The 26461-nt window shown below is 67.2% G+C and carries 22 protein-coding genes; 14 read left to right on the forward strand and 8 right to left on the reverse strand.

The window, feature by feature from the left end; translation table 11 throughout:
* On the forward strand, positions 1–773 hold a 773-nt coding region (locus CXR02_RS17415), incomplete at its 5' end, for an HNH endonuclease signature motif containing protein (RefSeq protein ID WP_146072563.1).
* A gap of 92 nt (positions 774–865) precedes the next feature.
* Here CXR02_RS17415 and CXR02_RS17420 read toward each other — a convergent pair.
* Positions 866–1684 carry a GNAT family N-acetyltransferase gene (locus CXR02_RS17420; RefSeq protein WP_104063133.1) on the reverse strand — a complete coding sequence of 273 codons (819 nt, stop codon included), beginning with the start codon at positions 1682–1684 and terminating at the stop codon, positions 866–868.
* Positions 1685–1964: 280 nt separating this feature from the next.
* Between CXR02_RS17420 and CXR02_RS17425 the strand changes: the two genes are divergently transcribed.
* From CXR02_RS17425 to CXR02_RS17440, 4 genes are all read left to right on the forward strand, one after another.
* Positions 1965–2786, forward strand: coding sequence for an IclR family transcriptional regulator (locus tag CXR02_RS17425; protein ID WP_181037282.1), 822 nt, complete (start codon positions 1965–1967; stop codon positions 2784–2786).
* A gap of 186 nt (positions 2787–2972) precedes the next feature.
* Positions 2973–4676: a urocanate hydratase gene (locus tag CXR02_RS17430; protein ID WP_104063135.1), complete on the forward strand. Its 1704-nt coding sequence runs from the start codon at positions 2973–2975 to the stop codon at positions 4674–4676.
* Positions 4677–4729: 53 nt separating this feature from the next.
* Entirely contained in the window at positions 4730–6319 is a 1590-nt protein-coding gene (gene hutH, locus CXR02_RS17435; RefSeq protein ID WP_104063202.1) for a histidine ammonia-lyase, read from the forward strand.
* Positions 6320–6480: 161 nt separating this feature from the next.
* Positions 6481–6717 carry a hypothetical protein gene (locus tag CXR02_RS17440; protein WP_056348863.1) on the forward strand — a complete coding sequence of 79 codons (237 nt, stop codon included), beginning with the start codon at positions 6481–6483 and terminating at the stop codon, positions 6715–6717.
* 122 nt (positions 6718–6839) lie between these two features.
* Here the strand turns inward: CXR02_RS17440 and CXR02_RS17445 are convergent, their stop codons facing one another.
* From CXR02_RS17445 to CXR02_RS17465, 5 genes are all read right to left on the reverse strand, one after another.
* Positions 6840–7097 (reverse strand): hypothetical protein, encoded by a 258-nt coding sequence (locus tag CXR02_RS17445; RefSeq protein WP_104063136.1) that lies wholly within the window; start codon positions 7095–7097, stop codon positions 6840–6842.
* A 190-nt stretch (positions 7098–7287) separates the two neighbouring features.
* On the reverse strand, positions 7288–7689 hold the full coding sequence (locus CXR02_RS17450; protein WP_104063137.1) for a universal stress protein: 402 nt from the start codon (positions 7687–7689) through the stop codon (positions 7288–7290).
* 98 nt (positions 7690–7787) lie between these two features.
* Complete coding sequence (locus CXR02_RS17455; RefSeq protein WP_104063138.1) at positions 7788–9401, reverse strand: tripartite tricarboxylate transporter permease; 1614 nt, start codon at positions 9399–9401, stop codon at positions 7788–7790.
* Entirely contained in the window at positions 9401–9913 is a 513-nt protein-coding gene (locus tag CXR02_RS17460; RefSeq protein ID WP_104063139.1) for a tripartite tricarboxylate transporter TctB family protein, read from the reverse strand. The genes CXR02_RS17455 and CXR02_RS17460 overlap by 1 nt, the downstream gene beginning before the upstream one ends.
* Positions 9910–10920 (reverse strand): tripartite tricarboxylate transporter substrate binding protein, encoded by a 1011-nt coding sequence (locus CXR02_RS17465; protein ID WP_104063140.1) that lies wholly within the window; start codon positions 10918–10920, stop codon positions 9910–9912. The genes CXR02_RS17460 and CXR02_RS17465 overlap by 4 nt, the downstream gene beginning before the upstream one ends.
* Before the next feature lie 239 nt (positions 10921–11159).
* Here CXR02_RS17465 and CXR02_RS17470 point away from each other — a divergent pair, with 239 nt between their 5' ends.
* The gene (locus CXR02_RS17470) at positions 11160–12752 is read left to right on the forward strand and encodes a sensor histidine kinase (RefSeq protein WP_104063141.1); all 1593 of its coding nucleotides are present in this window, start codon (positions 11160–11162) and stop codon (positions 12750–12752) included.
* Complete coding sequence (locus CXR02_RS17475) at positions 12749–13414, forward strand: response regulator (protein WP_104063142.1); 666 nt, start codon at positions 12749–12751, stop codon at positions 13412–13414. Before CXR02_RS17470 ends, CXR02_RS17475 begins: the two co-directional genes overlap by 4 nt.
* On the opposite strand, the gene CXR02_RS17480 is transcribed toward CXR02_RS17475, so the two are convergent.
* Positions 13411–14853 carry an NCS2 family permease gene (locus CXR02_RS17480; protein ID WP_104063143.1) on the reverse strand — a complete coding sequence of 481 codons (1443 nt, stop codon included), beginning with the start codon at positions 14851–14853 and terminating at the stop codon, positions 13411–13413. The two genes, CXR02_RS17475 and CXR02_RS17480, sit on opposite strands and share 4 nt — an antisense overlap.
* 118 nt (positions 14854–14971) lie before the next feature.
* On the opposite strand from CXR02_RS17480, the gene CXR02_RS17485 reads away from it, so the two are divergent.
* Complete coding sequence (locus tag CXR02_RS17485; protein ID WP_104063144.1) at positions 14972–17365, forward strand: excinuclease ABC subunit UvrA; 2394 nt, start codon at positions 14972–14974, stop codon at positions 17363–17365.
* Between the two features lie 114 nt (positions 17366–17479).
* Entirely contained in the window at positions 17480–18112 is a 633-nt protein-coding gene (locus tag CXR02_RS17490; protein WP_104063145.1) for a copper resistance CopC family protein, read from the forward strand.
* On the opposite strand, the gene CXR02_RS17495 is transcribed toward CXR02_RS17490, so the two are convergent.
* Positions 18109–18741 (reverse strand): FAD-dependent oxidoreductase, encoded by a 633-nt coding sequence (locus tag CXR02_RS17495; protein ID WP_104063146.1) that lies wholly within the window; start codon positions 18739–18741, stop codon positions 18109–18111. The genes CXR02_RS17490 and CXR02_RS17495 overlap by 4 nt on opposite strands.
* 418 nt (positions 18742–19159) lie before the next feature.
* Here CXR02_RS17495 and CXR02_RS17500 point away from each other — a divergent pair, with 418 nt between their 5' ends.
* The 5 genes from CXR02_RS17500 to CXR02_RS17530 all read left to right on the forward strand — a co-directional run bounded on the left by CXR02_RS17500 (position 19160) and on the right by CXR02_RS17530 (position 26412).
* Positions 19160–20197 carry a universal stress protein gene (locus CXR02_RS17500; protein WP_104063147.1) on the forward strand — a complete coding sequence of 346 codons (1038 nt, stop codon included), beginning with the start codon at positions 19160–19162 and terminating at the stop codon, positions 20195–20197.
* A 24-nt stretch (positions 20198–20221) separates the two neighbouring features.
* Positions 20222–22942 carry a PEP/pyruvate-binding domain-containing protein gene (locus tag CXR02_RS17505; RefSeq protein ID WP_104063148.1) on the forward strand — a complete coding sequence of 907 codons (2721 nt, stop codon included), beginning with the start codon at positions 20222–20224 and terminating at the stop codon, positions 22940–22942.
* Between the two features lie 98 nt (positions 22943–23040).
* Positions 23041–24462 (forward strand): hypothetical protein, encoded by a 1422-nt coding sequence (locus CXR02_RS23040; protein WP_258061074.1) that lies wholly within the window; start codon positions 23041–23043, stop codon positions 24460–24462.
* Positions 24463–24536: 74 nt separating this feature from the next.
* Positions 24537–25493 carry an ABC transporter ATP-binding protein gene (locus CXR02_RS17525; protein ID WP_104063203.1) on the forward strand — a complete coding sequence of 319 codons (957 nt, stop codon included), beginning with the start codon at positions 24537–24539 and terminating at the stop codon, positions 25491–25493.
* A gap of 85 nt (positions 25494–25578) precedes the next feature.
* On the forward strand, positions 25579–26412 hold the full coding sequence (locus tag CXR02_RS17530; RefSeq protein WP_104063149.1) for an ABC transporter permease: 834 nt from the start codon (positions 25579–25581) through the stop codon (positions 26410–26412).
* The last annotated feature ends 49 nt before the right edge of the window (positions 26413–26461 follow it).

Below are 26461 nucleotides of genomic sequence, written 5' to 3' on the forward strand. Positions count from 1 at the left end.
TCTGGAACCGGACCACCTCTGCGGCCAGGGCGTTGCAGGGGCCTCATGAGGACCGGAACCTCAGCCAGCTCCGCGCTGACACCGTCGCCGACTGGCTTCTCGGCGGCACCGGTGATGGGAGCCGGGAAATGAGCAGCGGTTTTGCTAATCGTGTTCCGTCGCCTGTTGTTCCATCGCCGAGGGCGCAGGTTCTTGTTACGGTCCCTGTCCTCTCGCTGCTGGGTGTCACGGATGAGCCCGCCATGCGCGACGGATACGGCCCGATCCCGCCGTCTATGGCCCGCCGGCTCATCGCCGGCGGCGCCGAGTCCTTCCACCGCGTCCTGATCGATCCCCGCGACGGCGCACCGCTCGAGATCGGGCGGACCAGCTACCGGCTCACCAAAGCCCAGCGCCAATGGCTACGACTACGGGACGGGAGATGCCCGTTACCCGGCTGCAGCAACCACTCCCTCGACAACGAAGCAGACCACCTCCTCGCCTGGGCCCACGGCGGCCGTACCGGGATCAGTAACCTCGGTCAGCCATGTCGCAAGCACCACCGACTCAGACACACCAGCGGTTGGAAACCCACCACCGCCACCAAGAATGAACCACCCGGCTGGATATCACCCACCGGACGGCACTACGCCAGCGAAGACCCCGACTGGGAACCACCCCACTGGCCGCCGGAGCTTCTCGAAGAGCTCATACTTCAACACGTTGGCGCGGATTCTCCGGGCCTGCCCGACCACTCATCCCTGCCCAATGGCCAGCTGCAGGATCATCACTGAAAGAAGGTACCTTCCCAGATTGGGCGCTGGTTTGAGTCACGGGAGCGCAGTTGGTGGTGCAGCATGACATTTCGTCCTCGCGGGGGCGGGCTCTATCCAGCTGCTCCAGGGCTATCGCCCCTCACAGGAGGAGTCCACACAAACGGAGTGGTGGTGGTGATGGCCCTGAACCCCAACCTTCGCAGGATCGGCTCGCTGTCAGCGGACGCGTCCACGTGCAGGTACTTCACTCCACGGGCGGCCGCCACCTGGGCGCGTGCGGAAACCAGAGCCTTATAGATCCCGCGCCCGCGCCATGCAGGCAAAGTTGAGCCGCCCCACAAACCGGCGAAGTCCGTGCCCGGATTGATCTCCAGCCAGGCCGCCGACACCACTTCGCCCGCGGCCTCCGCTACGAAGACCACCAGGTTTTCCGGGTCCGAGGCCAGCCGCTCAGACAGGTCCGCGGCCACCCAGCTGTAGTCAGCGCCCCACACCACGGACTTCATGCGCGCAATCCGCTCCAGGTCGCCACGTTCTGAGACTGGCCTCACACGGATGCCTTCGGGGACCGCCGGATCACCGGCCATCGCTGCCGTCTCACCCACCAGGACGGTCTCGCGGTCTTCCGGTGCGAAGCCCGCGGCCAGAAGCCGGGACTCAATATCAACCGGGAGGTCATGCGCCCGTATCTTCCACTCGACGGCTTCCCCGCGGCCGGCAAAGTAGTCACGCTGCTCGACGATCAGTGTGTCGAGCATTCCGCCCTCCACGCCGGCATCACGAGCCGACTCGATGAAGCCCCGCCGCTGTCCGGTCACGCGAAGCAGGGGGCCTAGCAGTTGATACTCGTGGCCTGCCGGAACCGCTGGCGGAACCAACCGGCGGAGCTGGGAATCGTACGCGGCAAGGATATCGCTGGTTGAGGCCATACGCTTCAGCCTACGACCAGCGTCTCCGGCCCACGCAGCCGGACCCGATCCAGCTGCCCCGGCGGGCCAGGGCGGGCCCGAGCGGCCGGGAAGCCAGCCTACGCCCAAACAACTCCGGACTGACCCGCATCGAAGGCAAGTGTCTGGTATCCCGGACACCGGCCGTGTTTTGATGGCAGTGAGGGGACGGGCCGTGGGCGCAAGGTTAAGTACGGGATCCCGGACATGGCCGGAAGCCCCACGAGAAATGACGGAGGGCACAGTGGAGTCGAGTGCAGTGTTGCCTAGCACGGAAGCCAGGCCAGAGGCGGGCACTGAACCAAGGGTGGCGTCCAAAGTCCCCGCCGCCGAGAACACCCTGCGTATCCTCAAGCTGCTGGCCTCCAAACGGGGGCCGATGGCGGCGTCGAGCATTGCAACATCCTTGGGATTGCCGCGCTCAAGCGTCTACCACCTCCTGGGGGTGATGGAGGCGAACGGCTTTGTCCTCCATCTGCACGAGGAGCAGCGCTACGGGCTGGGCATCAGTGCCTTCGAGCTGAGCTCGGCGTATTCGCGGCAGGAACCGCTGTCCCGCCTGGGCCGGCCGCTGCTGGCGTCGCTGGTGGACGTCATCGGTGAGAGCGCGCACCTGGCCGTGCTCCACGGCCGCGACGTGCTCTACATCGTGGAGGAACGGGCCAAGAACCGCCCCTCCCTGGTGACCGACGTCGGCGTCCGGCTTCCCAGCCACCTCACAGCCAGCGGCCGCGCCATTCTCGCCGCACTGCCCAAGTCGCAGGTCCGGGCGCTTTACCCGAATGCCGAGGCCTTCACCGCCCGGCATGAGGTGGAGGGCGCCATCATGAAGTACTCCGCGCTGTCCTCGCACCTGGACCAAGTGAGGCAGCGCGGCTACGCCACCGAACATGGCGAGGTGACGCCCGGCTTCGGTTCGATCGCCGCCGCTGTCACGGACCACGTGGGATGGCCGACGGCGGCAGTCGCCGTCACGTTCCTCGAGGACAAACTGCCGGCGGACCAATGGCCGGCGCTCGCCGCGCGGGTCCAGAAAGTAGCGGACGAACTCTCCGTCCGCATCCACGGCCGCCCTGCCAAGTAGTGCTGCCAGCCGTCGGCTGGCTCTGCCTCCCCCGACGGTCCGACAGGAACCCGCAGCAGTCTGGAATCCCGGACACCACCCCTCCGAAAGCCCTGTCCGGCCCCGCCCGGAACGGCTTTAGTTGATACAGAACCTCTTCCCAACACCGCGAACCTCGTACTCGCCCAGAACACAAAGGAGCCCCTCATGGCACCCGCCGATTTCACTACCGGTGCCCGCCCGGTCAAAGCTGCCCGCGGCACCGAGCTCACCGCCAAGAGCTGGCAGACAGAAGCCCCGCTGCGGATGCTGATGAACAACCTGGACCCCGAGGTCGCGGAGCGCCCGGATGATCTGGTGGTTTACGGCGGGACCGGCCGCGCCGTCCGGTCCTGGGCGGCGTTCGATGCGATCACCCGCACCCTCGAAACGATGGAAAAGGACGAGACCCTCCTGGTCCAGTCCGGCAAGCCGGTCGGTGTGTTCCGGACCAACGAATGGGCGCCGCGGGTGCTCCTGGCGAACTCCAACCTCGTGGGCGACTGGGCGAACTGGCCCGAATTCCGCCGCCTCGAGGCCGAGGGCCTGATGATGTACGGCCAGATGACCGCCGGGTCCTGGATCTACATCGGCACCCAGGGCATCCTGCAGGGCACCTTCGAGACCTTCGCCGCGATCGCCCGGAAACTCACCGGGGACGAGGACGGCACCCTCGCCGGGACCCTGACCCTGACCGGCGGCTGCGGCGGCATGGGCGGTGCCCAGCCGCTCGCGGTCACCCTGAACGACGGCGCCTGCCTGATCGTCGACGTTGACGAAAGCCACCTGCGCCGCCGCGCCGGCAAACGCTACCTCGACGAGGTCGAGACCGACCTCGACACCGCGATCGCGAAGGTCCTCAAAGCCAAGGAAGAGCGCCGCGGCTGGTCCGTGGGCTACGTCGGCAACGCCGCGGAGGTCTTCCCCGAGATCCTGCGCCGCCACCGTGCGGGCGAGCTCACGGTCGATATCGTCACGGACCAGACCTCCGCCCACGATCCGCTGTCCTACCTGCCCGAAGGCATCACGGTCGCCGAGTGGCACACCGAGGCCGCCGCCGACCCGGAGGGCTTCACCAAGAAGGCCCAGGCCTCCATGGCCCGGCACGTCCAGGCCATGGTGGAGTTCCAGGACGCCGGCGCCGAGGTCTTCGACTACGGAAACTCCATCCGCGACGAGGCCCGCAAGGGCGGTTACACCCGCGCCTTCGAATTCCCCGGCTTCGTCCCGGCCTACATCCGCCCGCTCTTCTGCGAAGGTCTCGGCCCGTTCCGCTGGGTCGCGCTCTCCGGTGACCCCGAAGACATCGCGGTCACCGATGCGGCCATCAAGGAACTCTTCCCCGAGAACAAGCACCTGCACCGCTGGATCGACGCGGCCCAGGACCGTGTCGAGTTCGAAGGCCTGCCGGCCCGGATCTGCTGGCTCGGCTACGGCGACCGCGCCAAGGCCGGCCTACTGTTCAACCAACTCGTCAAGGACGGCAAGGTCAAAGCGCCCATCGTGATCGGCCGCGACCACCTCGACTCCGGCTCCGTCGCCTCCCCGTACCGCGAGACCGAGGCCATGGCCGACGGCTCCGACGCGATCGCGGACTGGCCGCTGCTCAACGCCCTGCTCAACACCGCCTCCGGCGCCACCTGGGTCTCGATCCACCACGGCGGCGGCGTCGGCATCGGCCGCTCCATCCACGCCGGCCAGGTCTCCGTCGCCGACGGCACCGACCTCGCCGCCCAGAAACTCGAACGCCTCCTCACCAACGACCCCGGCATGGGCGTCATCCGCCACGCCGACGCCGGCTACGACCGCGCCACCGACGTCGCCAAAGAACGCGGCGTCCGCATTCCCATGCAAGAAGGAATCACAAAGTGACCATCCCCACGAACTCCCTAACCTCGCAGGCTCGGCCAGGGAACCCTGTCCGCGTGGCCCCTACGCAAGCACCGCTCACCGTCACCCTCGGCTCCAGCGGCGTCACGCCCGAGGACGTTGTCGCCGTCGCCCGCCACAACGCCCAGGTGACCATCGCCCAGGAGGCGCTGGACACAGTGGCGAAGGTCCGCGCGCACATCGACGAACTCGCGCACAGTGAGACCCCCGCCTACGGCATCTCCACCGGCTTCGGCGCGCTGGCCAACCGGCACATCCCCAGCGAGCTGCGCACCCAGCTGCAGAAATCGCTGATCCGAAGCCACGCCGCCGGCATGGGCCCGGCTGTGGAACGCGAGGTGGTCCGCGGCATTATGTTCCTGCGGGCCAAGACACTGGCCTCCGGCCGCACGGGCGTCCGCCCCGTCGTCCTGCAGACCATGGTGGACGTACTCAACGCCGGCATCACCCCGGTGGTCCGCGAATTTGGCTCGCTTGGCTGCTCCGGCGACCTCGCCCCGCTGTCCCACTGCGCCCTGGTGCTGATGGGCGAGGGTGAAGCGGAAGGGCCCGACGGCGTGACGTACGGCGGGCGGGGTGAGGCGCCTGTCGCCGAGCTGCTCGCCGGGCACGGCATCGAGCCGGTCACCCTCGCCGAGAAGGAGGGCCTGGCGCTGGTCAACGGCACCGAGGGAATGCTGGGCATGCTCCTGATGGCCATCGCGGACCTTCGCCAACTGTTGACGACGGCGGATATCACCGCCGCGCTCAGCGTCGAGGCGCTGCTGGGTACGGACCAGGTTTTTGTGCCGGAGCTGCATGCGGCCTTGCGTCCGCACCCCGGCCAGGCCGCCAGCGCGGACAACATGCTGCGTGTGCTGTCGAACTCGCCGATCGTGGCCTCGCACCGCGTGGGGGATTCCAAAGTCCAGGACGCCTACTCGCTGCGCTGCGCGCCCCAGGTGGCAGGGGCTGCACGGGACACGGTGGAGTACGCCGCCCTGGTGGCATCCCGTGAACTGGCCGCGGCCATCGACAACCCGGTGGTCCTGCCGGACGGGCGCGTCAGCTCCAACGGCAACTTCCACGGCGCACCAGTGGCCTACGTCCTGGACTTCCTGGCCATTGCCGTTGCGGACCTCAGCTCCATCGCTGAGCGCCGGACGGACCGGATGCTGGACCCGGCGCGTTCGCACGGGCTGCCGGCGTTCCTGGCCGCGGATCCGGGTGTCGACTCGGGCCTGATGATCGCCCAGTACACGCAGGCAGGGCTGGTTTCGGACAACAAGCGACTTGCCGTCCCGGCGTCGGTGGATTCCATCCCCAGCTCCGCCATGCAGGAGGACCACGTGTCCATGGGCTGGCACGCTGCCCGTAAGCTGCGCAAGGCCGTGGAGAACCTCCGCCGTGTCCTGGCCATCGAACTGGTGACGAGCGCCCGAGCCATCGACATGCGGACGCAGCTGTCCGACGGCGAGCTCCTCCCCGGCCCGGCAGGCGCTGCAGTGATCGGGGTGTTGCGGTCCGTCGTCGAAGGCCCCGGAACCGACCGGTTCCTGTCACCTGAGCTGGAGGCGGCTGACCGTTTGGTTGCCTCCGGCAGGGTCCGGGAGGCCGCCGAATCCGCCGTCGGAAATCTTGCCTGAGCGGGAATATCCTTCGGTCCTGCCGAGAAATTCGGCCAATGTCGAAATATGGTGCAACACGAACAATTCGACGCCGGGAAGTGTAGTAGAACTGAAGGTGTAGTGAAAGTCACATCAAAGAGGCTGTGGCGCAGGACGTATACAAAGGGGTAGTAGTTCAAATGAAAGCACGTGGGGCTGTCCTGTCGAGGCGCAATGTCCACTCGGCCACCATCTCTGAGTGGGGAACGCTCAAAGCCGGGGATCGGGTGGAAATCATCAAACACGCGCATGTCATTGCGGCGGGCGAAGTGGAAGAAGTATCGCAGAGCGGGAACGTGCTGTGGCTCGTGCCGGCCACTCCGTCAGAAAAGGAACTTTTCCTTAAATCCGACGGTGTAGAAGTCCGCAGGAGTTAGGAACACAAGACCAAATAGCAAAGAGTCCCCGACTTCCGGTAACGGAAGTCGGGGACTCTTTGCGTGGATCGCGTGGCGGGATCGAAGCATCGATCGAAGCCCGGATCCAGGGCCGAATCAGCTCAGGCTGCAATGCTTTCGTACGTTTCACCGAAGGGGACCGACTCGTCCAGGGCCACGATGAAGCGTCCCGGGCGCAGGCGCGTCACAAGGATGCCGCAGACGGCTTCTTTTGCCGGCTCGATCAGCGTGGCAACAGCGTTGTCCAGTCCTTCGTGCATCTCGTGCGCTGTGGAAAACTGCAGGTCGATGGACAGGGAAGCCGCGGCTTCGACGGCCGCCACGGCGGCCAGGGGGCGTTCCAAAAATGCTGTAGTCATGTGCCGAACTTTCTGTGTCTCGTGCCAAACGGCTCGATCCACTGTACCGGATACAGGACCTAGGATGTCAGATGACTGCTGTCTCGTGCGCACAGACGCCGAATCCGAAGCTTGTTCGCCGGACCGCACCGTCGAGGCTGGGTCTCACGAACAAACTTCGGATAGTAGGTGGCGCCCGGATTCGACCGGGTTAGCCCGCCATGCCCGCTTTGACGGCCAGAACGGGACAGTCCGCCTCGAGCAGGATCCGCTGCGACGTGCTGCCCATGATCAGTTTGCCCACCGGGGTGCGGCGGCGCAGACCGATCACGATAAGCTCGGCGTTGTGCTCCTCCGCGGCATCGAGTACCTCCGCTGCCGCGTCATGCCCACGGACCGGCTGCTTGATCACGTGGTCGATCCCGTGGGCGGCGAGGCGTTGGTCGATGCTTTGCACTTCGTCTTCCTGGGCGTACCTGCTGTCCACCAGGGCATCGCCCTTGGAGGAGTTGATGACCAGCAGGGTGCTGTTGCTCTTCCTGGCCTCGGCGATGGCCTGGGTCAGGGCCGCTTCGCCCTCCGGGGTAGGGACGTATCCCACCACAATCGTCATGGCTGTACCTCTTTTCTGTCAGTTGATCTTCTGCTGTGGGGCGGATGCGGGGGGCGGGCCGATGCGGGGCTGATGCCCAGGAGCGGGTAGCCGGCTGGTTAGCCGTCGCCGTCCCCGTCGCCGCCAGTGGTGGCACGGTGGCTGCCCTGGCTGGCGCTGCCACCCGAGGCATCCGTCGGTTCGGATGCGCCGGAGCGGGTGGCGGGCACCCCTGCCGGCACTGCTGCCGGCCGGTTCCGGCGGATCAGCTTGAACAGCAGCGGCCACAGGAGGATCAGGGCGATGATGATGTAAATGCCGACGGCGATCGGCTCACTCCAAAGGCCGGCAGGGTCGCCGGCACTGAGCTGCAGCGTCTGGCGGAGCTGCTTTTCGATGCGCGGTCCGAGGATGACTCCGAGGATGAGCGGCAGGACAGGAAGTCCGAAGCGCCGCATCATGAAGCCCAGCGCGCCGAGCGCCAGCAGGAGCACCAGGTCGAACGCCTGCAGGTTCACCGAGTAGGCGCCCAGCGTGGCGAAGAACAGGATGCCGGCGTACAGGTAGGGCCGCGGGATCTGCAGGAGCTTCGCCCACATCGGTGCCAGCGGCAGGTTGATGATCAGAAGCAGGAAGTTGCCGATGAAGAGGCTCGCGATGAGGGCCCATACCAGCGGTCCCTCGCTTTCGAACAGCTGCGGCCCGGGCTGGATGCCGTACTGCGTGAACGCTGCCAGCATCACGGCGGCCGTGGCGTTGGTGGGCAGGCCCAGGGCCAGCATGGGCGTCAGGGTGCCGGCAGCGGCAGCGTTGTTGGCTGCTTCCGGACCGGCCACACCCTCGATGGCGCCTTTACCGAACTCTTCGGGGTGCTTGCTGAGCTTCTTCTCGGTGACATAGGAGAGGAACGTGGGGATCTCGGCGCCGCCGGCCGGAAGTGCGCCGAACGGGAAGCCGAAGGCGGTGCCGCGGAGCCAGGGCTTCCAGGACCGCTTCCAGTCCTGTTTGCCCATCCAGGGACGCCCCACGGGGATGACCTGCAGGGGGTTGCGGCGGAGGTGCGCGGCAACCCACAGTGCCTCGCCCACGGCGAAGATGGCCACCGCAACCACCACAATGTCCAGACCGTCCGCCAGGAGCGGCACGCCGAACGTGAGCCGGGCCTGGCCAGTGACCACGTCCAGGCCTACCAGGCCGATGGCGAGGCCAAGGCCCAGGGATGCGAAGCCCCGAAGCCGCGAGGAGCCCAGGACAGCGGTGACCGCAAGCAGGGCCAGGACCATGATGGCAAAATAGCTGGGCGATCCCAGGCTGACGGCGAACTGCACCACCACCGGCGCGCAGACTGCCAACAGGGCGGTACCGATGGTGCCGGCCACGAACGAGCCGATAGCCGCCGTCGCCAGCGCCTGCGCGGCCCTGCCGGCTTTCGCCATCTTGTTGCCTTCGATGGCCGTGACCACGGACGACGATTCACCCGGCGTATTCAGCAGGATGGAGGTGGTGGAGCCGCCGTACATGCCGCCGTAGTAGATGCCGGCGAACATGATGAAGGCGCTGGTGGGTTCCAGGGCGTACGTGACCGGAAGCAGGAGCGCAACAGTCATGGCCGGGCCGAGGCCCGGGAGGACGCCGACGGCGGTACCCAGGACGACGCCGATCACGGCGTAGAGGAAATTCATGGGGGTCAGGGCGGTGGCAAAGCCGTCCATCAGGGAGGAAAAGACATCCATCAGAGAATCCCTTCCAGGAGACCGGCGGGCAGGTTAATGCCGAGGCCAAGGTAGAAGCCGTAAAAGGTCAGGAGGGACATCGCCACGGAAATGAGTCCGTCACGGATGTAATTCCGGCCACCCAATGCCCAGACGCTTCCCCAGAACAGGATGGTGCCGGAGATGACCCACCCGGCCCAGTCGATCAGCAGGATGTTCGCGATGAAGGCGCCTGCAAGCGGGACGACAGTCTTCCAGTCGGCGGGGTGGGAAAGGTCCACGTCCTCGCCGCTTTCCGCTTCGCCCTTGCCGCCGCGGAGCACGTTGACGGCGAGCATGACAGCGCAGACCAGCAGCAGGCCTCCCACAATGAAGGGCAGGGTCTTCGGTCCTACGGGATCAGACTGGGAGTAGGTGGTGCTGATCCGGGTTGCGTCCCAGATGACCAAGGCTCCGGCCGCCCCGAGCAGGAGGGCGACCCCCAGCTCGGAGCGGCCTTTGAGCCGTGAGGCCAATGTTGGTGAGGAGCTCACGCCAGGCCAAGCTTCGTGAGGACGTCCGCCACCCGCTTGTCCTGCTCGGTCAGGAAGGTTTCGAACTCGGCGCCGGTGATGAAGGCGTCGCTCCAGCTGTTGGTCTTCAGGGCTTCCTTCCAGGCGGCCGTGCCGTGCATCTTTTCGAGTGCCGCGATCAGCTTGGCCTTGTCAGCGTCGGTGATGCCGGGAGGGGCCACAATGCCGCGCCAGTTGGTGAACACCAGGTCGATGTTGGATTCCTTGAGCGTGGGAGCGTCCACGCCGTCGAGCCGCTTCTCGCCGCTGGTGGCCAGGACACGGACCGCACCGGATTCGATCTGCTTGAGGTATTCGCCTGCACCGGAGGCCGCGAAGCCCACCTTGTTGCCCAGGATGGCCGGGAGGAGGTCTCCACCGCCGTCGTAGGACACGAAGTTCACCTTGGTGGCGTCGATGCCTAGGGCTCCGGCCAACTGCATAGGCAGCAGGTGGTCAGGGCCGCCGGGGGAGGAACCGCCGCCAACGCTGATGGAACCCGGGTCAGCCTTCCAGGCCCTGACCAGGTCATCGATGGTTTTGTAGGGCGAATCCTTGTTGACCATGATGGCGCCGGGTTCTTCGATGAGCCGGGCCAGGGGGGTGGTGGCCGTCAGCTTGGACTCGGACTTGTTGGTGTAGCTCGCGCCCACCACGCCCAGGCCCATGAGCATGGTGAGGTCGCCGTTGCCCTTTTCGTTGACGATGCGGGCCAAGCCCACGGTTCCGCCGGCGCCGGCGAGATTGAAGACTTCGGGGTTCGTGGCGATTTTCTCGTCTTCGAGGACTTTGGCCGCCACGCGGGCGGTGGTGTCGTAGCCGCCGCCTGCAGTGTTGGGGACCATGATCTGGAGCCCGGTCAGCGGGCCGGCGGGGGCGCCGGAGCTGGCTCCGTCGGTAGAGCTCTTCCCGGTGGCACCGCAGCCGGTGGCCATCAGGGCGATGCCGGCGGCGACGGCGGCAATTCGCAATGCGCGGATCTGGCGCATGGTGTTCCTCTTCTCTAAATCTGATCAGCAAGAAACTGACTGGTGATCCGATGCTAGGCCCCTAAGTGACGGGCATCACTCTTGTGTACGCAGAGAAAGTTAAGTTCATTGCGTTCACGTTTCCGGTGGCCCACCGGCGCCATGCAGCGCCCATAGTTCAGGTAGCCTGACCACCAGAGGCCCGACAATCAAAGACCACGCAACCAGAGGAAAGAACCACAGTGACTCGACGAAGAGGCATGTCCCTGGCGGGGCAGTACCTGGTTCTGCAGTTGCTCATCGTTTTCGCCGTCCTGGTGGCCGTAGTGGCCATCTCCCTCGCCCAGTCCGCTGCGGCGTTCGAACGGGTTGAGGGCCGCCGGGCGCTGTCCGCTGCCGAAGCCCTGGGTGCCAATCCCACCGTCCGGGCGCTGCTGCCCGAGGCCGAACCCCGCGGCGGCTCAGCCCTTCCCGCCGTGGCCGAGTCGGTGCGGACGGTGTCGGGATCCTCGCACGTGGCGCTCGCGAAGCTCGACCGCACGGTGGTCGCCTCCTCCAATCCCAGCCTGTTGGGGCAGCCCTTGGAACTCGGCGCCAGCCGCGTGCTCGAAGGCCGCGCGTGGACCGGCGTGGTGGACGGATCCGGCACGGAGGAGCTGTCCGCGCACGTTCCGGTCCTTGACGACGGCGGAAAAATGATCGGCATCGCGTCCATCAGCCGGAACTACCCCTCCACGCTGGAGCGGCTGGGGGATGCCGTGCCCAACCTCCTCACCTATCTCGGTGTGGCCAGTGTGCTGGGTGTTGCCGGCTCGCTGCTGCTCTCCCGCCGGGTCAAGCGGCAGACCCTGGGCATGGAACCAAGCGAAATCACCGGCCTGGTGGAAAACCGCGAGGCCATGCTGCATGGCCTGAAGGAAGGCGTCGTGGCGCTGGACCCGCATGAGCGCATCACCGTGGCCAACGACAGTGCCCGCGCGCTGCTTGGCCTCCCCTCTGACTGTGTGGGCAAGAGCCTGGCCGGCCTGTCCGTGGAGCCAGCGCTCAAGGAAGTCCTCACCCGCGAGCAGCCGGAGCCGGACCAGCTGGTGCTCGTTGGCGATCGACTCGTGGTGCTGAACCGCGTGCCCATCCGTTCTCGCGGCCGCGACATCGGCTCCGTCACCACACTGCGCGACCGCACGGAACTGTCCGCGCTCGAGCGGGAACTCGGAGCCACCCGGACGGCCACCGACACCCTCCGCGCCCAGGCCCACGAATTCGCCAACCAGCTGCACGTGATTTCCGGCCTCATCCAGATCGGGGAATACGATTCCGTGGTCCAGTTCGTCAACGGTGCCACGCTGGACAGGACCCGGCTCAACGACGAGGTCACCAGCCGTATCCAGGACCCGGCGCTCGCCGCGCTCCTGATCGCCAAGTCGAGCCTCGCCACCGAACGCGGGGTCACCTTGCAGCTGGACCCGGAATCCGGGCTGAAGCGCGTTGATGATGAGCTGTCCCGCGACCTGACCACGGTCGTCGGGAACCTGGTGGACAACGCATTCGACGCCGTCACCGGGCTTCCGGAGGCAGTGGTCAGGGTGCTCGTGGAGGACACAGCCGACGGCGTCACGGTCACCGTAAGCGATTCCGGCCCCGGCGTCGCCGGGGATCCGGGGGAGATCTTCCAGCAGGGTTTCACCACCAAGGACCCGGGCCCCGGCGGCAGCAGGGGCTTCGGCCTGGCGCTTTCCCGGGTGGTCTGCCGGCGCAGCGGCGGCGATCTCACGGTAACCAACGACGACGGGGCGGTCTTTACCGCCCGGCTGGAACGAACCCGGCTGGAACGAACACGGAGAATGCAGCAATGATCAAAGTGCTGATCGTCGATGACGACTTTATGGTGGCCAAGGTCCATGCAGGGTTCATCCAGCGCACTCCCGGGTTCGCCGTCGTCGGGGTGGCCCATACCGGTGCCCAGGCGGTCATCGAAACGGGGCGGCTGCAACCGGATTTGGTGCTGCTCGATATCCACCTGCCGGACATCAACGGCCTGGACCTGATGCACAAACTGCGCGAAGCGGCCCCGGAACTGGATGTCCTGGTGATCAGCGCCGCCCGTGAGGTGGACACGGTGCGCAAGGCCCTCCGCGGCGGGATTGTGCACTACCTCATCAAGCCCTTCTCGCAGACTGACCTGCAGGAACGGCTGGAGCACTACCGCAGCGCCTACCAGGGCCTCGACTCGGCCAAGGATGTGGCGGAGCAGTCGGACGTGAACCGGGTGTTCGGGCTGGACCGGACCGATCGGCCGCTGCCGAAGGGCTGCAGCATCGAAACGCTGAAGCTCGTGGAAGCTGCCCTGAAGGAGGCCGACGGCGACCTCTCCGCCGCCGAAGTGGCCGTCCAGTTGGGCACGTCCCGGGTCAGTGCGCGCCGGTATCTGGAGTACCTCCACGACGAAGGCGTGCTGGAGGTCCGGCTCAAGTACGGCGTGGGCAGGCCCGAGCGGCGGTATGTGCTGAAGGGCTAGGGCATGCCCAGTGCGGCCTCGATGGGACCGACGGCGAAGAACAGCAGGAACGCGCCGGCTACCGCCCACATCAGTGGGTGGACGTCCTTGATGCGGCCCTGGAACGCCCGGATCAGGACATAGGCGATGAAGCCTGCGCCGAGACCGTTGGCGATGGAGTACGTGAACGGCATCAGGGTCATGGTCAGGAAAGCCGGGAGGGCGATTCCCCAGTCCTGCCAGTCGATCTTGCCCACCTGGGAGACCATCATGAAGCCCACCACTACCAGGGCCGGGGCCACCGCCTCGAACGGAACGAGGTTGATCAGCGGGGTGAAGAACATGGCCACCAGGAACAGCAGGCCGGTGACGATGGACGCCACGCCCGTCCGAGCACCCTCGCCGATCCCGGCGCCGGCCTCAACATAGATCTGGTTCGAGGAGACGGACGCGCCGCCACCCACGATCGCGCCGAGCGCGTCCACCTGGAGCACGCGGTCCACGTCCGGGATGTTGCCGTCCTTGTCCACCGTGCCGGCCTCGTTGGCCAGGCCCACCATGGTGCCCATGGCATCGAAGAAGATGCTTAGCAGGATCACGAACGCCAGCAGGGTGGCGGCCACGAAGCCCAGGTGTTCAAAAGCGCCGAACGGGTTGGCCTTGCCGATCAGCGACAGGTCCGGGGCGCTCCACCCCGTAAAGGACGGTGCCACGAGGGACCAGCCCTGCGGGTTGGCGGTAGTGCCGTCAAAGCTGGGGCCGATGTGGAGGGTCATTTCCAGGATCACGGAAATGATGGTGGAGGCGATGATGCCGATCAGGATGGCGCCCTTGACCTTGCGGACCACCAGGGCGATGGTGAGGATCAGGCCGAACACAAAGACGGCCGTGGGCCAGCCCAGCAGCTTGCCGTCGAAGCCCAGGCCCACGGGAACGGTGGTGCCGGCAGCGTCCGGGATCCGGCGCACAAAGCCGGCATTCACCAGCCCGATCAGGGCGATGAACAGGCCGATTCCCACCACGATCGCGGTCTTGAGCCCGTCCGGGACGGCCTTGAAGACGGCGGTCCGGAAGCCGGTGAGGACCAGGATCATCATGGTCACGCCGGACAGAACCACCAGGCCCATCATGTCCGGCCACGTCAGGCCCGGGTTCGTGGCGACCGTGACGGCCACAAACGCGTTCACGCCCAGCCCCGCGGCCAGCGCGAAGGGGTGCCTGCCCCAGGCGCCCATCAGGATAGTGAGGATGCCTGCCACAAAAGCCGTCACAGCGGCCACTGCGGCAAAACCAAGAGTGTTGCCGCTGGAATCCGGGCCGGAGAGGATCAGGGGGTTAAGCACCACGATGTAGCTCATGGCGAAGAACGTGGCAAAGCCGCCGCGGATCTCGCGGGAGAGGTTGGACCCCCGCTCGGAGATCTTGAAGTACCGGTCCAAGGCAGAGCCCTGCTTAAGCATTAGTCCTCCGGGATGTGTTGTTGGGGTTACTTGATCCTAGAGGGCAGGGACCGCGCCAGTGTGCGCGCCTAGAATGTCTGTCAGGAACCTCACAATGCCGAGCAATGTTGGAGACACCATGACTACTGACACATCGACAGTCCAGCAGCTCCCCGCGACCCACGTTGCCGACAGCCACGATCTGATCAGTGTGCAGGGCGCCCGGGAGAACAACCTTAAAGACATCAGCATCGAGATCCCCAAGCGGCGCCTGACGGTGTTCACCGGGGTGTCCGGATCGGGCAAGAGCTCACTGGTGTTCGGGACGATTGCCGCGGAGTCCCAGCGCATGATCAACGAGACCTACAGCGCCTTTGTGCAGGGGTTCATGCCCAACCTGGCGCGGCCCGACGTGGACCACCTCGACGGGCTGACCACGGCGATCATCGTTGACCAGGAGCGGATGGGCGCGAACCCCCGCTCCACGGTGGGCACTGCCACGGACGCCAACGCCATGCTCCGGATCCTCTTCAGCCGGCTGGGCACCCCGTACGTCGGGCCGCCCACGGCGTTTTCCTTCAACGTTCCGACGCGGAAGGCCAGCGGTGTGATGAGCACCGAGAAGGCCGGCGGCCGGGTCGAGAAGGCCGTGGTGCAGAATGCCGTCTACCTGGGCGGCATGTGTGCGCGCTGCGAGGGCATGGGCTCGGTCTCCGACTTTGACCTCACCGCTTTGTACGACGACAGCAAGTCGCTTGGCGAAGGCGCCCTGACGGTCCCGGGCTACAGCATGGACGGTTGGTACGGCCGGCTGTTCGAGGGAATGGGCCTCCCGATGGACAAGCCGATTGGCACGTTCACGAAGAAGCAACTCGAGACGATGCTGTACGCCGAGCCCACCAAGATCAAGGTTGAGGGCATCAACCTCACGTTCGAGGGCATCATCCCCAAGATCCAGAAGTCCATGCTGTCCAAGGACGTCGAGGCGATGCAGCCGCACGTGCGGCGCTTCGTGGAGAGCGCCATTACTTTCCAGGCCTGCCCCGAGTGCGAGGGCACACGGCTCAGCCCCGAGGCCAGGTCCTCGAGGATCCAGGGCAAGAACATCGCCGACCTCTGCGAGATGCAGATCAGCGACCTGGCCGAGTGGGTCCGCGAATTCGACGAGCCGTCGGTCGCGCCGCTCCTCAAGGGCCTGCGGCACCTCCTCGACTCCTTCGCCGAAATCGGGCTGGGCTACCTCTCACTGGACCGCCCGGCCGGCACCCTCTCCGGCGGAGAGGCGCAGCGGACCAAGATGATCCGGCACCTGGGCTCGTCCCTCACAGACGTCACCTACGTCTTCGACGAACCCACAATCGGCCTGCATCCGCACGACATCGAACGGATGAACCAGCTCCTGCTGCAGCTGCGCGACAAGGGCAACACCGTGCTCGTCGTGGAGCACAAGCCCGAGACCATCGCCATTGCCGACCACGTCGTCGACCTCGGACCCGGCGCCGGCACCGCGGGCGGCAACGTCTGTTTCGAAGGCAGTGTGGAGGGGCTGCGGCGGAGCGACACCATCACCGGCCGCCATCTCGATGACCGGGCGAAGGTCAGAGGATCCGTGCGTGCCTCGACCCGCGTCCTCGAGGTGCGTGGCGCCTCCACACACAACCTCCAGGATGTCGACGTCGACGTTCCACTCGGCGTGCTCTGCGTTGTTACTGGTGTGGCCGGTTCGGGCAAGAGCTCGCTGATCCACGGGTCGGTGGCAGGACGTGACGGCGTGGTGGTAGTCGACCAGGGCGCCATCAAGGGCTCCCGCCGCAGCAACCCCGCCACGTACACAGGCCTGCTCGAGCCGATCCGCAAGGCTTTTGCGAAGGCCAACAACGTGAAGCCGGCGCTGTTCAGCTCCAACTCCGAAGGTGCCTGCCCTACCTGCAACGGCGCGGGCGTCATCTTCACCGAACTGGGCGTGATGGCCACGGTCGAGTCCACGTGCGAGGACTGCGAGGGCCGCCGGTTCCAGGCGTCAGTGCTGGAGTACACGCTGGGCGGCCGGAACATCTCCGAGGTGCTGGCCATGTCCATGACAGAGGCTGAGGTCTTCTTCAGCGAAGGGGAGGCCCGCACGCCCGCGGCCCACAAGATCCTGGACCGGCTCGTTGACGTCGGGCTCGGATACCTGACCCTCGGCCAGCCGCTCACCACGTTGTCCGGCGGCGAGCGGCAGCGCGTCAAGCTGGCCACCCAGATGGCCGAGAAGGGCGACATCTACGTCCTCGACGAACCCACCACCGGCCTCCACCTCGCCGACGTCGAAAACCTCCTCGGCCTCCTGGACCGCTTGGTCGAGTCCGGTAAATCCGTCATCGTCATCGAGCACCACCAGGCGGTCATGGCGCACGCCGACTGGATCATCGACCTCGGCCCGGGTGCAGGGCACGACGGCGGCAAGGTCGTTTTCGAGGGGACGCCCGCCGAGCTCGTGGCCGCCAAGTCCACGCTCACCGGCAAGCACCTCGCGGCCTACGTCGCCGGCTGAATGCCGGTGCCCGGGAAGAGTGCCCGGGAAACGTGCCCGGGAAGCGTGTGCTGCCGCTGCCCACGGAAGTTCGCCTAGGCTTGAAGGACGCCACCCCAAGGGAGCAGTACACCCATGCGATCCATCCGCCGCCAGTTGCTGAGCGTTGTGCTCGGAACCTTCGTTCTCGCCGCCGCGCTGCTGGGATTTTCTACCCCGGCTTCGGCGCACGATGCCGCCGAGTCCAGCAGTCCCGGGCAGGGCGCCACGGTGGCCACGGCGCCGGAACAGGTCTCCGTCACCTTCAACAAGAACCCGCTGGGCATCGGCGCACAGTTCTCCGTTAAGGATTCCGCCGGGGCTGAGTGGGCGGACGGGGCTGTGGAGATCGTGGACAGCACTGCCACGCAAAAGCTCAAAGCCGGCGCTCCGGCGGGCGAATACACGGTGGCCTGGCGCGTCGTCAGCTCGGATTCCCACCCGATCGAGGGGACGTTCGGCTTCACGGCGACCGCCGCTGCGGCGGGAGCCGCGCCCTCGGGAACATCGGCGGCGGGAGCATCGCCGTCGGCCGCGGTTCCCACGATGGGAACCGCCCAGCCGGGAACCGTGGCGGCTCCGGTCCCGGCCGAAGGCGCGTCCGAACCGTTCCCCTTGAGCCTGGTGATCTTTGCCGCAGTGGCCGTGGGGCTGCTGGTGGCGATCGGTATCCTCGCGAAGCGCCGCCTCACCGCAGACAGCGACGACGACGAAACCGAACAGGCCTAGACGGCGGCGGCACTTTCCGGGTGGACCGTGGCCTGGACCGTTGCTGAAATGGCCTGGCCCACGGTCTTCGCCTGACGCAGGACTTCCTTGGGTGAGGGCGTGATGAGCTCGCCCACTCCCACCAGGTAGATGCCGATCTGCCGCATGGCTGCCACCAGGTTGCGGCCAACTGTGATGCCGAAGTCGCTGAGCATGCGACGCAGCTGGCTGTGCGCGCACCGGGTCAGCACAATGTTGTCAGCCAGCAGGATTCCGTTGGGCGTATGGACTTCCCATTTGCCGGACGGGGAGCCCGCGGCTGTTCCCGCAGTATTTCCGCCTGGTGCGCCGCCCACCATGGTCAGCTGAACCGCCCGGGTGGTGTTGCGGACATCCATGTGGTGGCTGGCGGCGTAGTTGCGCAGGTGGCGGAGGATCTCGTTGCGCTCCCGGAGGGAGTCGGAGTCGGCTGCGTCGCAGCGCTGCAGTGAAGCGGTGTTGGCCGGTTGTCCGGCGCCGAGGATGTCGAGCCCGTCCACCACAATCGCGTCCACGCCGCGGCGGCGCAGTTCTGCGCCAACAGCCAGGCCTGAGAGCCCCGTGCCGATGATCACCGTGGTGGTCCGTTCGGTCCCGCCATTCAGAGGCATGCTTGACACTACAGTTTTCCTCCTTCAAAGGCTTTCGGATGCAGGCAGCGTTGCCCCGCATGCGTTCCGTTACCCCCAAAGTCCGGCCGCAGCACCGGCCCGGGACGCTCCTGAATTGGGCGTCGGCGGACCGGCAGTGCCTCGAAGACTACAGAACATTCAGGGCCGTGGATAGCCCAAACACAAACATTCTTCTTATCGTTGAATTCGGTTGCCACTCCGTTTGCCACGGGCTGTGGATAACCCGCCATCCAGCGGTCCGCAGCCGCTTGCTAAGTGTCTGCGGACCGAGAATAGTGAGAAGCGGAAGCAGGGTTCTCCAGCCCGTCGGGGCGCACATCGCGGCCGGTGCGGGCGGAGGGCGCCGCTTCTGGCAGAATAGCCGCAACATAAGGCAGTATCGCGAGGAGGCGGCCCGATGGGCGCACAAGAGATGCATCCGGATCCGGAACAGGACCGGGCCGGAAATTCGGCTGCTCCGGTGGGAATTGTTGTGGGGGTGGATGGTTCCGACCACGGCCAGTGCGCTTTGGTGTGGGCTGCCCGGGAAGCCGAGCGCCGCCGTCGGCCGTTGCATATTGTCACCGCGTATTCAGTGCCGATCTTTGCGGCGTCCGGGCTGGACGGCGGGTACGCCACCGTGGATGATTCGGTGATCCGCGAGGGTGCTGAAGCGATCGTCAAGCAGGCGCTGGACAAGGTTTCGGGCTACAACATCGAAGTTGACGGCTCCGTGGAGAACGGCGACGCTTCAGGCGTGCTCCTGGAAATGTCCGAGACAGCCGATCTGCTGGTGTTCGGCACCCGCGGCCGCGGCGGATTTGTAGGACGCCTGCTGGGCTCAGTGAGCAGCGCCCTGCCAGCTCACGCTAAGTGCCCCACGGTCACGGTGCCGCTGGTGTGTTCGGACCGGCTGGGCGAAACCACCGAAGACAAGCGCATCAGGGCCGAGCAGGCCAAGCCGGGACACAAGCAGGTCGAGAACGTTGTGGTGGTGGGCGTGGACGGGTCCGAACAGGCACGCATCGCCGTGCTGGAGGCTGCGGACCAGGCTGAACGGCTCGGGGCAACCCTGCGCGTGATCTGTGCGGTGCCGCAGTTCAGCGGCTCCCTGGCCTGGGTTCCGGCCCCTATGGACCGCAAAGCCCTCTTCGATGACATCCGGGTCCAACTCAACGCCGGGATGGCCTGGCTCAAAAGCCACTACCCCAACCTTTCCGTGGAGTCGGAACTGCTGGACGGTTCGGCCGTGGATGTTCTCGTTGAGGCCAGCCGGCACGTAGAACTGGTGGTTGTGGGCACCCGGGGCCGTGGCGGGTTCACCGGCATGCTCCTGGGCTCCACGTCCGGCGGCGTGCTCCACCACGCCAAGAGCCCGGTCCTGGTGGTTCCGGACCGCGACGATCCGCGGCTGGCGGACCGGGCGCAGTTCGGACCGATCCCCGGCGCAGCCTGACCCATCACCTTCGCAGCAGGAGGCATGAAAATGCCTGACACCGGCAGTTCATCTCCCATCCTCGGATTGGAGGCGGTCACCGCAGCAATGGTTCCCCTGGTGGGTGGCAAAGCGGCCAACCTGGGGGAGTTGCTCGCCGCTGGCCTGCCCGTGCCTGACGGATTCTGCCTCACTACGGAGGCCTACCGCCAAGCGATCGCGGGCCACGCGCATCGAACGGACGGCATGCTCGCCGACGTCCACACTGCTCTTCAGGCAACGCCCGACGGCGACCTCCCCGCCCTGGCTGCGCTGGCGTCCCGGGCCCGGGGTATTATCCAGAACGCCCCGGTACCTCCCGAGGTGGCCGCCGCCGTCGAACAGGCCTACACAGCCCTGGGCGACAACGTTCCGGTGGCCGTCCGGTCCTCGGCCACTGCGGAGGACCTTCCGTCGGCGAGTTTCGCCGGCCAGCAGGACACTTATCTGAACGTGGTGGGCGCTGCCGCCGTCGTGGAAGCCGTGCGCAACTGCTGGGCCTCGCTCTGGACGGACCGGGCGGTCAGCTACAGGGCAAGCCGGGGGATAGACCCGGCCGCGGTGGCGCTGGCCGTGGTGGTCCAGCGGATGGTGGATGCCACCGCCGCCGGCGTGCTTTTCACCGCGAACCCGCTGACGGGCCGCCGGAAGCAGGCCGTGATCGATGCCAGCCCGGGCTTGGGGGAAGCGGTGGTGTCCGGAGCCGTGAACCCGGACCATTTCGTCGTGGACCCGCTCACCGGGCGCGTGCTGGAACGCCGGCTTGGGGACAAACGGATCGCGGTCCGGCCCATCCCCGGCGGCGGCACACGGACTCTGGCCATCAGCAACGGCGGGGCCGCGGCATGCCTGACGGACAAGCAGGCCGCCGAACTTGCAGCCTTAGGCCACCGGGTGGAGGGTCACTTTGGCTCGCCGCAGGACATTGAATGGGCCATTGCCGGCGATGGTCATTTCTGGCTGACCCAGTCGCGGCCCATCACCACGCTGTTCCCAGTACCGCAGCGGGCCGCCGGCGGGGAGGGCACGCGCGTTTACCTTTGCTTCAGCCTGGCGCAAGGCCTGACCCGCCCCATCACGCCCATGGGCCTGGCAGCCTTCCGGCTTATTGCCTCTTCCGTGGCCCGCGCGGCGCAATTCGATGTGCCCGAGCCGCGCAAGGGTCCGTCCCCTTACGCAGTGGCGGCCCAGCGGATCTACCTTGACCTGACCGCCGTAGCCCGCAGCACCACCGGTCGGCGGATCATCCCGCGCGTCTTTGACGTGATGGAAGCCCGGTCGGCCACGGTGCTGCGCCGGGTTTTCGAGGACCCGCGGTTTTCCGTGACGCGCAGGACGCCGCTGGGTTTGCTGCGGCACGTGGTCCCGGCGGCGGTGCATGCCCGGGTGCCGGAAACGCTGCTTCGGGCCGTTTTCCGCCCGGACGCGGCCCTCCGCAGGACCAGCCGACGGGCGCGCGAGTTCGCCGACTCCCTCGAACCGCCCGCCGGCCTCACCCCGCTGCAGCGCCTGGACCACGTCGAACACGTGCTCGGCACCCGGATTTTCTCGGTGGTGCCGGCCATCCTGCCGCTCCCGGCTCTCGGGTTCGCCGCCCTGGCGCTCGCCGGAAAACTGCTGGGCGGCGGCCGGTGGGATGACCTGCAGGTTGTGCTCCGCGGGCTGCCCAACAACGTCACCACCGAGATGGACCTGGAGTTGTGGCGCCTCGCCCAGGTGATTAAGAACGACGGCGGTTCCCGTGCTGCTGTGACGGAACGGAAACCCGCCGAGCTGGCGGAAGAGTTCCGCGCGGGCCAGCTGCCCGCGGTGCTGCAATCCGGGCTGGCGCGGTTCATGGGCCAGTACGGGCACCGCGCCGTGGCCGAGATCGACGTCGGTATGCCCCGCTGGTCGGACGACCCCACCCACATCCTGGGAGTCCTGGCCAACTATCTCCGGCTCGAGGATTCAGCGCTGGCGCCGGATGTCCAGTTCAGCAACGCCGCCGAGGAAGCGGACGCCTGCGTTGGCCGTCTCGTCGCGGAGGCGCGGAGCCGCGGCCGGCTGCGCGGAACGGTGGTCCGGGCCGCGCTGCGTCGGGCCAGGCTCTTCGCCGGATTGCGCGAACTGCCCAAGTACCAGCTGGTGGTGGGCCTCGCCGAAGTGCGGAAACAACTGGCCCTGGCCGGCGCGGCGCTGGCTGCGGCAGGGGTGGTAGCCGACGCTGATGATGTCTTCTTCCTGGACCTGGATGAAGCCCGGACCGGCCTCGATTCGGGAGCGGCTGACCTCCGGGACCTGGTGTCGCAGCGGCGCGCGGACTACGCCGTGGAACTTGAACGGCGCCACATACCCCGGGTGCTGCTGTCGGACGGCACGGAGCCGGAAGCCATTCCATCCGGCGACGCTGTGACGGCATCCAAGGTGCCGGGGGCACTGAGCGGGAGCCCGGCGTCGGCCGGTGTTGTCACAGCGGCCGCCCGTGTGATCCTGGACCCGGTGGGTGCGCATCTGGAACCGGGAGAAATCCTGGTGGCGCCGTCCACGGACCCCGGCTGGACGCCGTTGTTCCTCACCGCGGGCGGACTGGTGATGGAGATGGGCGGACCAAATTCGCACGGGGCCGTGGTGGCGCGGGAGTACGGCATCCCGGCGGTGGTGGGCGTCCCGGACGCCACGCTCCGGCTCTTCACCGGGCAGGAAATAACGGTCGACGGCGGCGCCGGAACCGTGGTGCCGTCGTAGCCGGAGTGCCCCTCGGCATGACTTCCAGAAGGGACGTGTGCGCGGCGGTCCCCAGGCGTAACCTGAAGTATGGGCTCCAAGGATGAAGCGGGGCTGGCATGAACCGCGCATGGCTGCGCTGGGTGCCTGCCGCAGCTGTACCTGCAGTGATCGCCGCCGGCGTGCTGGTGGGATCCATTCCGGCGCGGGCCGGCGACCCGCTGCCACAAAAGACTCCGGCTGAGGTCCTGACCCTCCTGGGCCAGCACAACACCAGGTCATTCTCCGGAACAGTCCAGCAGTCCGCCGAGCTGGGCCTGCCCGAACTGCCGGCCGCCGGTCCCAGCTCCGGACCGGTGTCGGCCGGCGGGGCCGCGTCGGTCCTGGAGTTCCTGACCGGCGAACACACCGCCCGGATCTTTATGGACGGGCCAACCAAGATGCGGGTCCAAGTGATGGACCGGCTGGCTGAACGCGACGTCATCCGGCGGGACAACGACGTGTGGTTCTACAACTCCAAGGACAACAGCGCCGCCCACCTGGCCCTGCCGGCGTTCGCCAGCGACCTGCCGCTGCCTGTGCCCGAAACCCCCGCCCTGCCTGAACCTCCGGCACCGCCAGGACCTCCCGCACCGCCCGGCGACCTGCCGGGCCAGGACCTGCCGGGTCCGGACCTTCCGAAGCCCGACCTGCCCTTGCCCATCCTGCCCGGCGAGATCCTGCCCGGCCCGCCAGTGCCCCCCGTAATGCCGACGCCCGAGGACCTGGCCCGGAAATTCCTCGCCGTCGTGGACAGTTCCACCGAGGTGACGGTGGGTCCGGACGTCGAAGTCGCTGGCCGGTCCGCCTACAGCCTGGCACTGGCGCCAAGGACGCAGGGGACGCTGCTTGAGAAAGTTGCCATCGCCGTCGACGGCGAGACAGGAATGCCGTTGCGCGTAACTGTTATGGCACGCGGCCAGGCGGAACCGGCCTTTGAGGCCGGCTTCACCAGCCTGTCCCTGGCGGCTCCGGACGACTCCGTGTTTACGTTTGTTGCCCCGCCGGGCGCGACGGTCAAAGAGCTGCCAGTGCCGCCGGTCCCGTATATGCCCGGCAGGCCTGCCCTCCCGCCCGCTCCCGGTGGGATTACGCCCGGCGTGGTTCCGGACAGCGGCCCGGACCAGCCCACGGCCCCGGACCAGGTTCCTCCGGACGCGGTTCCCCTGGACCAGCCCGCCGCCCCGCCGAAGCAGGTCCCCGCCCCGGACAAGGTTCCCGGCAGCGACGCCAGCCTGCGGCACCGCGATGCACCGCGGCCCACGGTGACCGGCAAGGGCTGGGAAACGGTGATCGGGTTCCCCGCGGCACCCGGCGGGCAAGGGGCTGCCTGGACTGAATCCTTGCTGAAGGATCCGCTCCTGTCCCAGGCCGCCGTCGTCGTTCCCGGCGGACGGCTCCTGTCCACGGCACTGGTCAACGTCCTCCTGACGGACGACGGCAGGGTCTTTGTGGGGATGGTCCCGGCGGAGCGGCTGCAGGCCGCCGCCGGCGCGGCGTGACCGCGGCCGGGGGGACGGCTGCCGCCGGGATAGCCGCGGCCCGGACCCTTTCCGCAGGGAACGGGACAGCCGGGCTGACCATCGAGACCCGAGGCCTGACCAAGCGTTTCGGCCACCAGCTGGCGGTCGACAACGTGGACCTCGCCGTTCCCCACGGCGCCGTGTTCGGGTTCCTGGGCCCCAACGGCTCGGGCAAAACCACCACCATACGGATGCTGCTGGGCCTTGCCGCGGCGTCGGCCGGAACCGTCAGCGTCCTAGGCCTGCAGATGCCGCAGCGCCTGCACGAGGTCCTGCCGCGCGTGGGTGCGCTGGTGGAGGGGCCGGCGTTTTATCCGTTCCTTTCCGGCACCGCCAACCTGCACCGCCTGGATGCTGCCAGCCGGCATGCGGCGCCCGCTACCCGGACCGCCCGCGTTGCTGCCGCGCTTGAGCGGGTGGGCCTTTCACACGCCGCCGGCAAGCGGGTCCACGCCTACTCCCTGGGCATGAAGCAGCGGCTGGGGATCGCGAACGCATTGCTGTCGCCGCGGGAACTGCTGGTGCTCGATGAGCCCACCAACGGGCTGGACCCGCAAGGAACACGGGAAGTGCGGAGCCTGGTCCGGTCGCTGGCCGCCGACGGCGCCACCGTCTTCGTCTCCAGCCACCTCCTGGCAGAAGTGGAACAGATCTGCACACACGCGGCCATCATGAGCGCCGGGCGGCTGGTGGCCCAGGGGCCGCTGGCGGAGCTCCGCAAGGCCGGCGAAACCCGGATCCGCCTGTTAACGCCCGACGCCGGGACGGCCAGTGAGGTCCTGCTGCGGTTGGGTATGTCCCCGGAGAGAAGCCCTGAGGCCAGGACGCCTGAACCGGACGGGGACGTGCTGACCGCCGCCGCGGCTGCATCCCGGCTGGCGGCCCCGGAGGATATTGTGGCGGAGCTCGTGGCAGCCGGGGTGCGCGTGCGGGGCTTTTCCGTTGAGCGGGAGAGCCTGGAGGAGCGCTTTGTGGCGCTGACGGGGGAGGGGTTCGACATTGCCCAATAGTGCTTCCGACGCCGGTGGTTTCCCTTCAGCCAGCAGCATTCCTGATGCCCGCAGTGGTTCCGAAACCAGCAGTGGTTCCGGGTCCATGAGCGCTCCAGGTGCGCCGTCGAGCCTGTCCCTGCTGGCGTCTGAGCTGAAGACGCTGTTCCGGCGTCGCCGGACCGCGGCCATGCTGGCGGCCCTTGCCGCGATACCGGTGCTGATCGCCGTCGCCGTCCGGCTCTCATCATCCGTTCCGCCCGGAAGGGGACCTGCCTTCCTGGACCGGATCAGCCAGAACGGGCTGTTTGTCGCGGTCACGGCGATGCTGGTCTCGGTGCCGCTGTTCCTGCCCCTAACCATTGGCGTCGTGGCGGGCGATACCATCGCCGGCGAGGCCAGCCTGGGCACGCTGCGGTACCTGTTGGTGGCGCCCGCCGGGCGCGTGCGCCTGCTGCTGGTGAAGTACGCGGGAGCGCTGGCGTTCTGCCTGGCCGCTCCCGTCACCGTTGCGCTGGCCGGGGCAGCGATCGGAGCTTCGCTCTTTCCCATTGGGCCTGTGACCCTCTTGTCCGGCGACGTCGTCCAGCCACCCGAGGCCGCGCTGCGGCTGGTCCTGATTGCTGCCTACCTTGCGGTGTCCCTGGCAGGACTCTCGGCGATCGGCCTGTTCCTGTCCACCTTGACGGTAGTCCCGGTGGGCGCCATGGCCGCCACTGTGGTGCTGTCAGTGGTCTCGCAGGTCCTGGACCAATTGCCGCAGTTGGAATGGCTGCACCCTTGGCTGTTTACGCATTACTGGTTCGGCTTCGCGGACGTCCTGCGCCAACCGGTGCTGTGGGACTCTTTTGCCAGCAACGCGCTGCTGCAGGCGGGCTACATCGCTGTCTTCGGGGCGCTCGCCTATGGCCGGTTCGTCACCAAGGACGTTCTGTCCTGAGGCTGGATGCCCTGCGCCTGGATGCCCTGCGCCTGGAATCCCGGGCCGG

Origin of the sequence: Arthrobacter sp. 4R501 (assembly GCF_002929755.1) — a bacterium.
GTDB lineage: Bacteria > Actinomycetota > Actinomycetes > Actinomycetales > Micrococcaceae > Arthrobacter.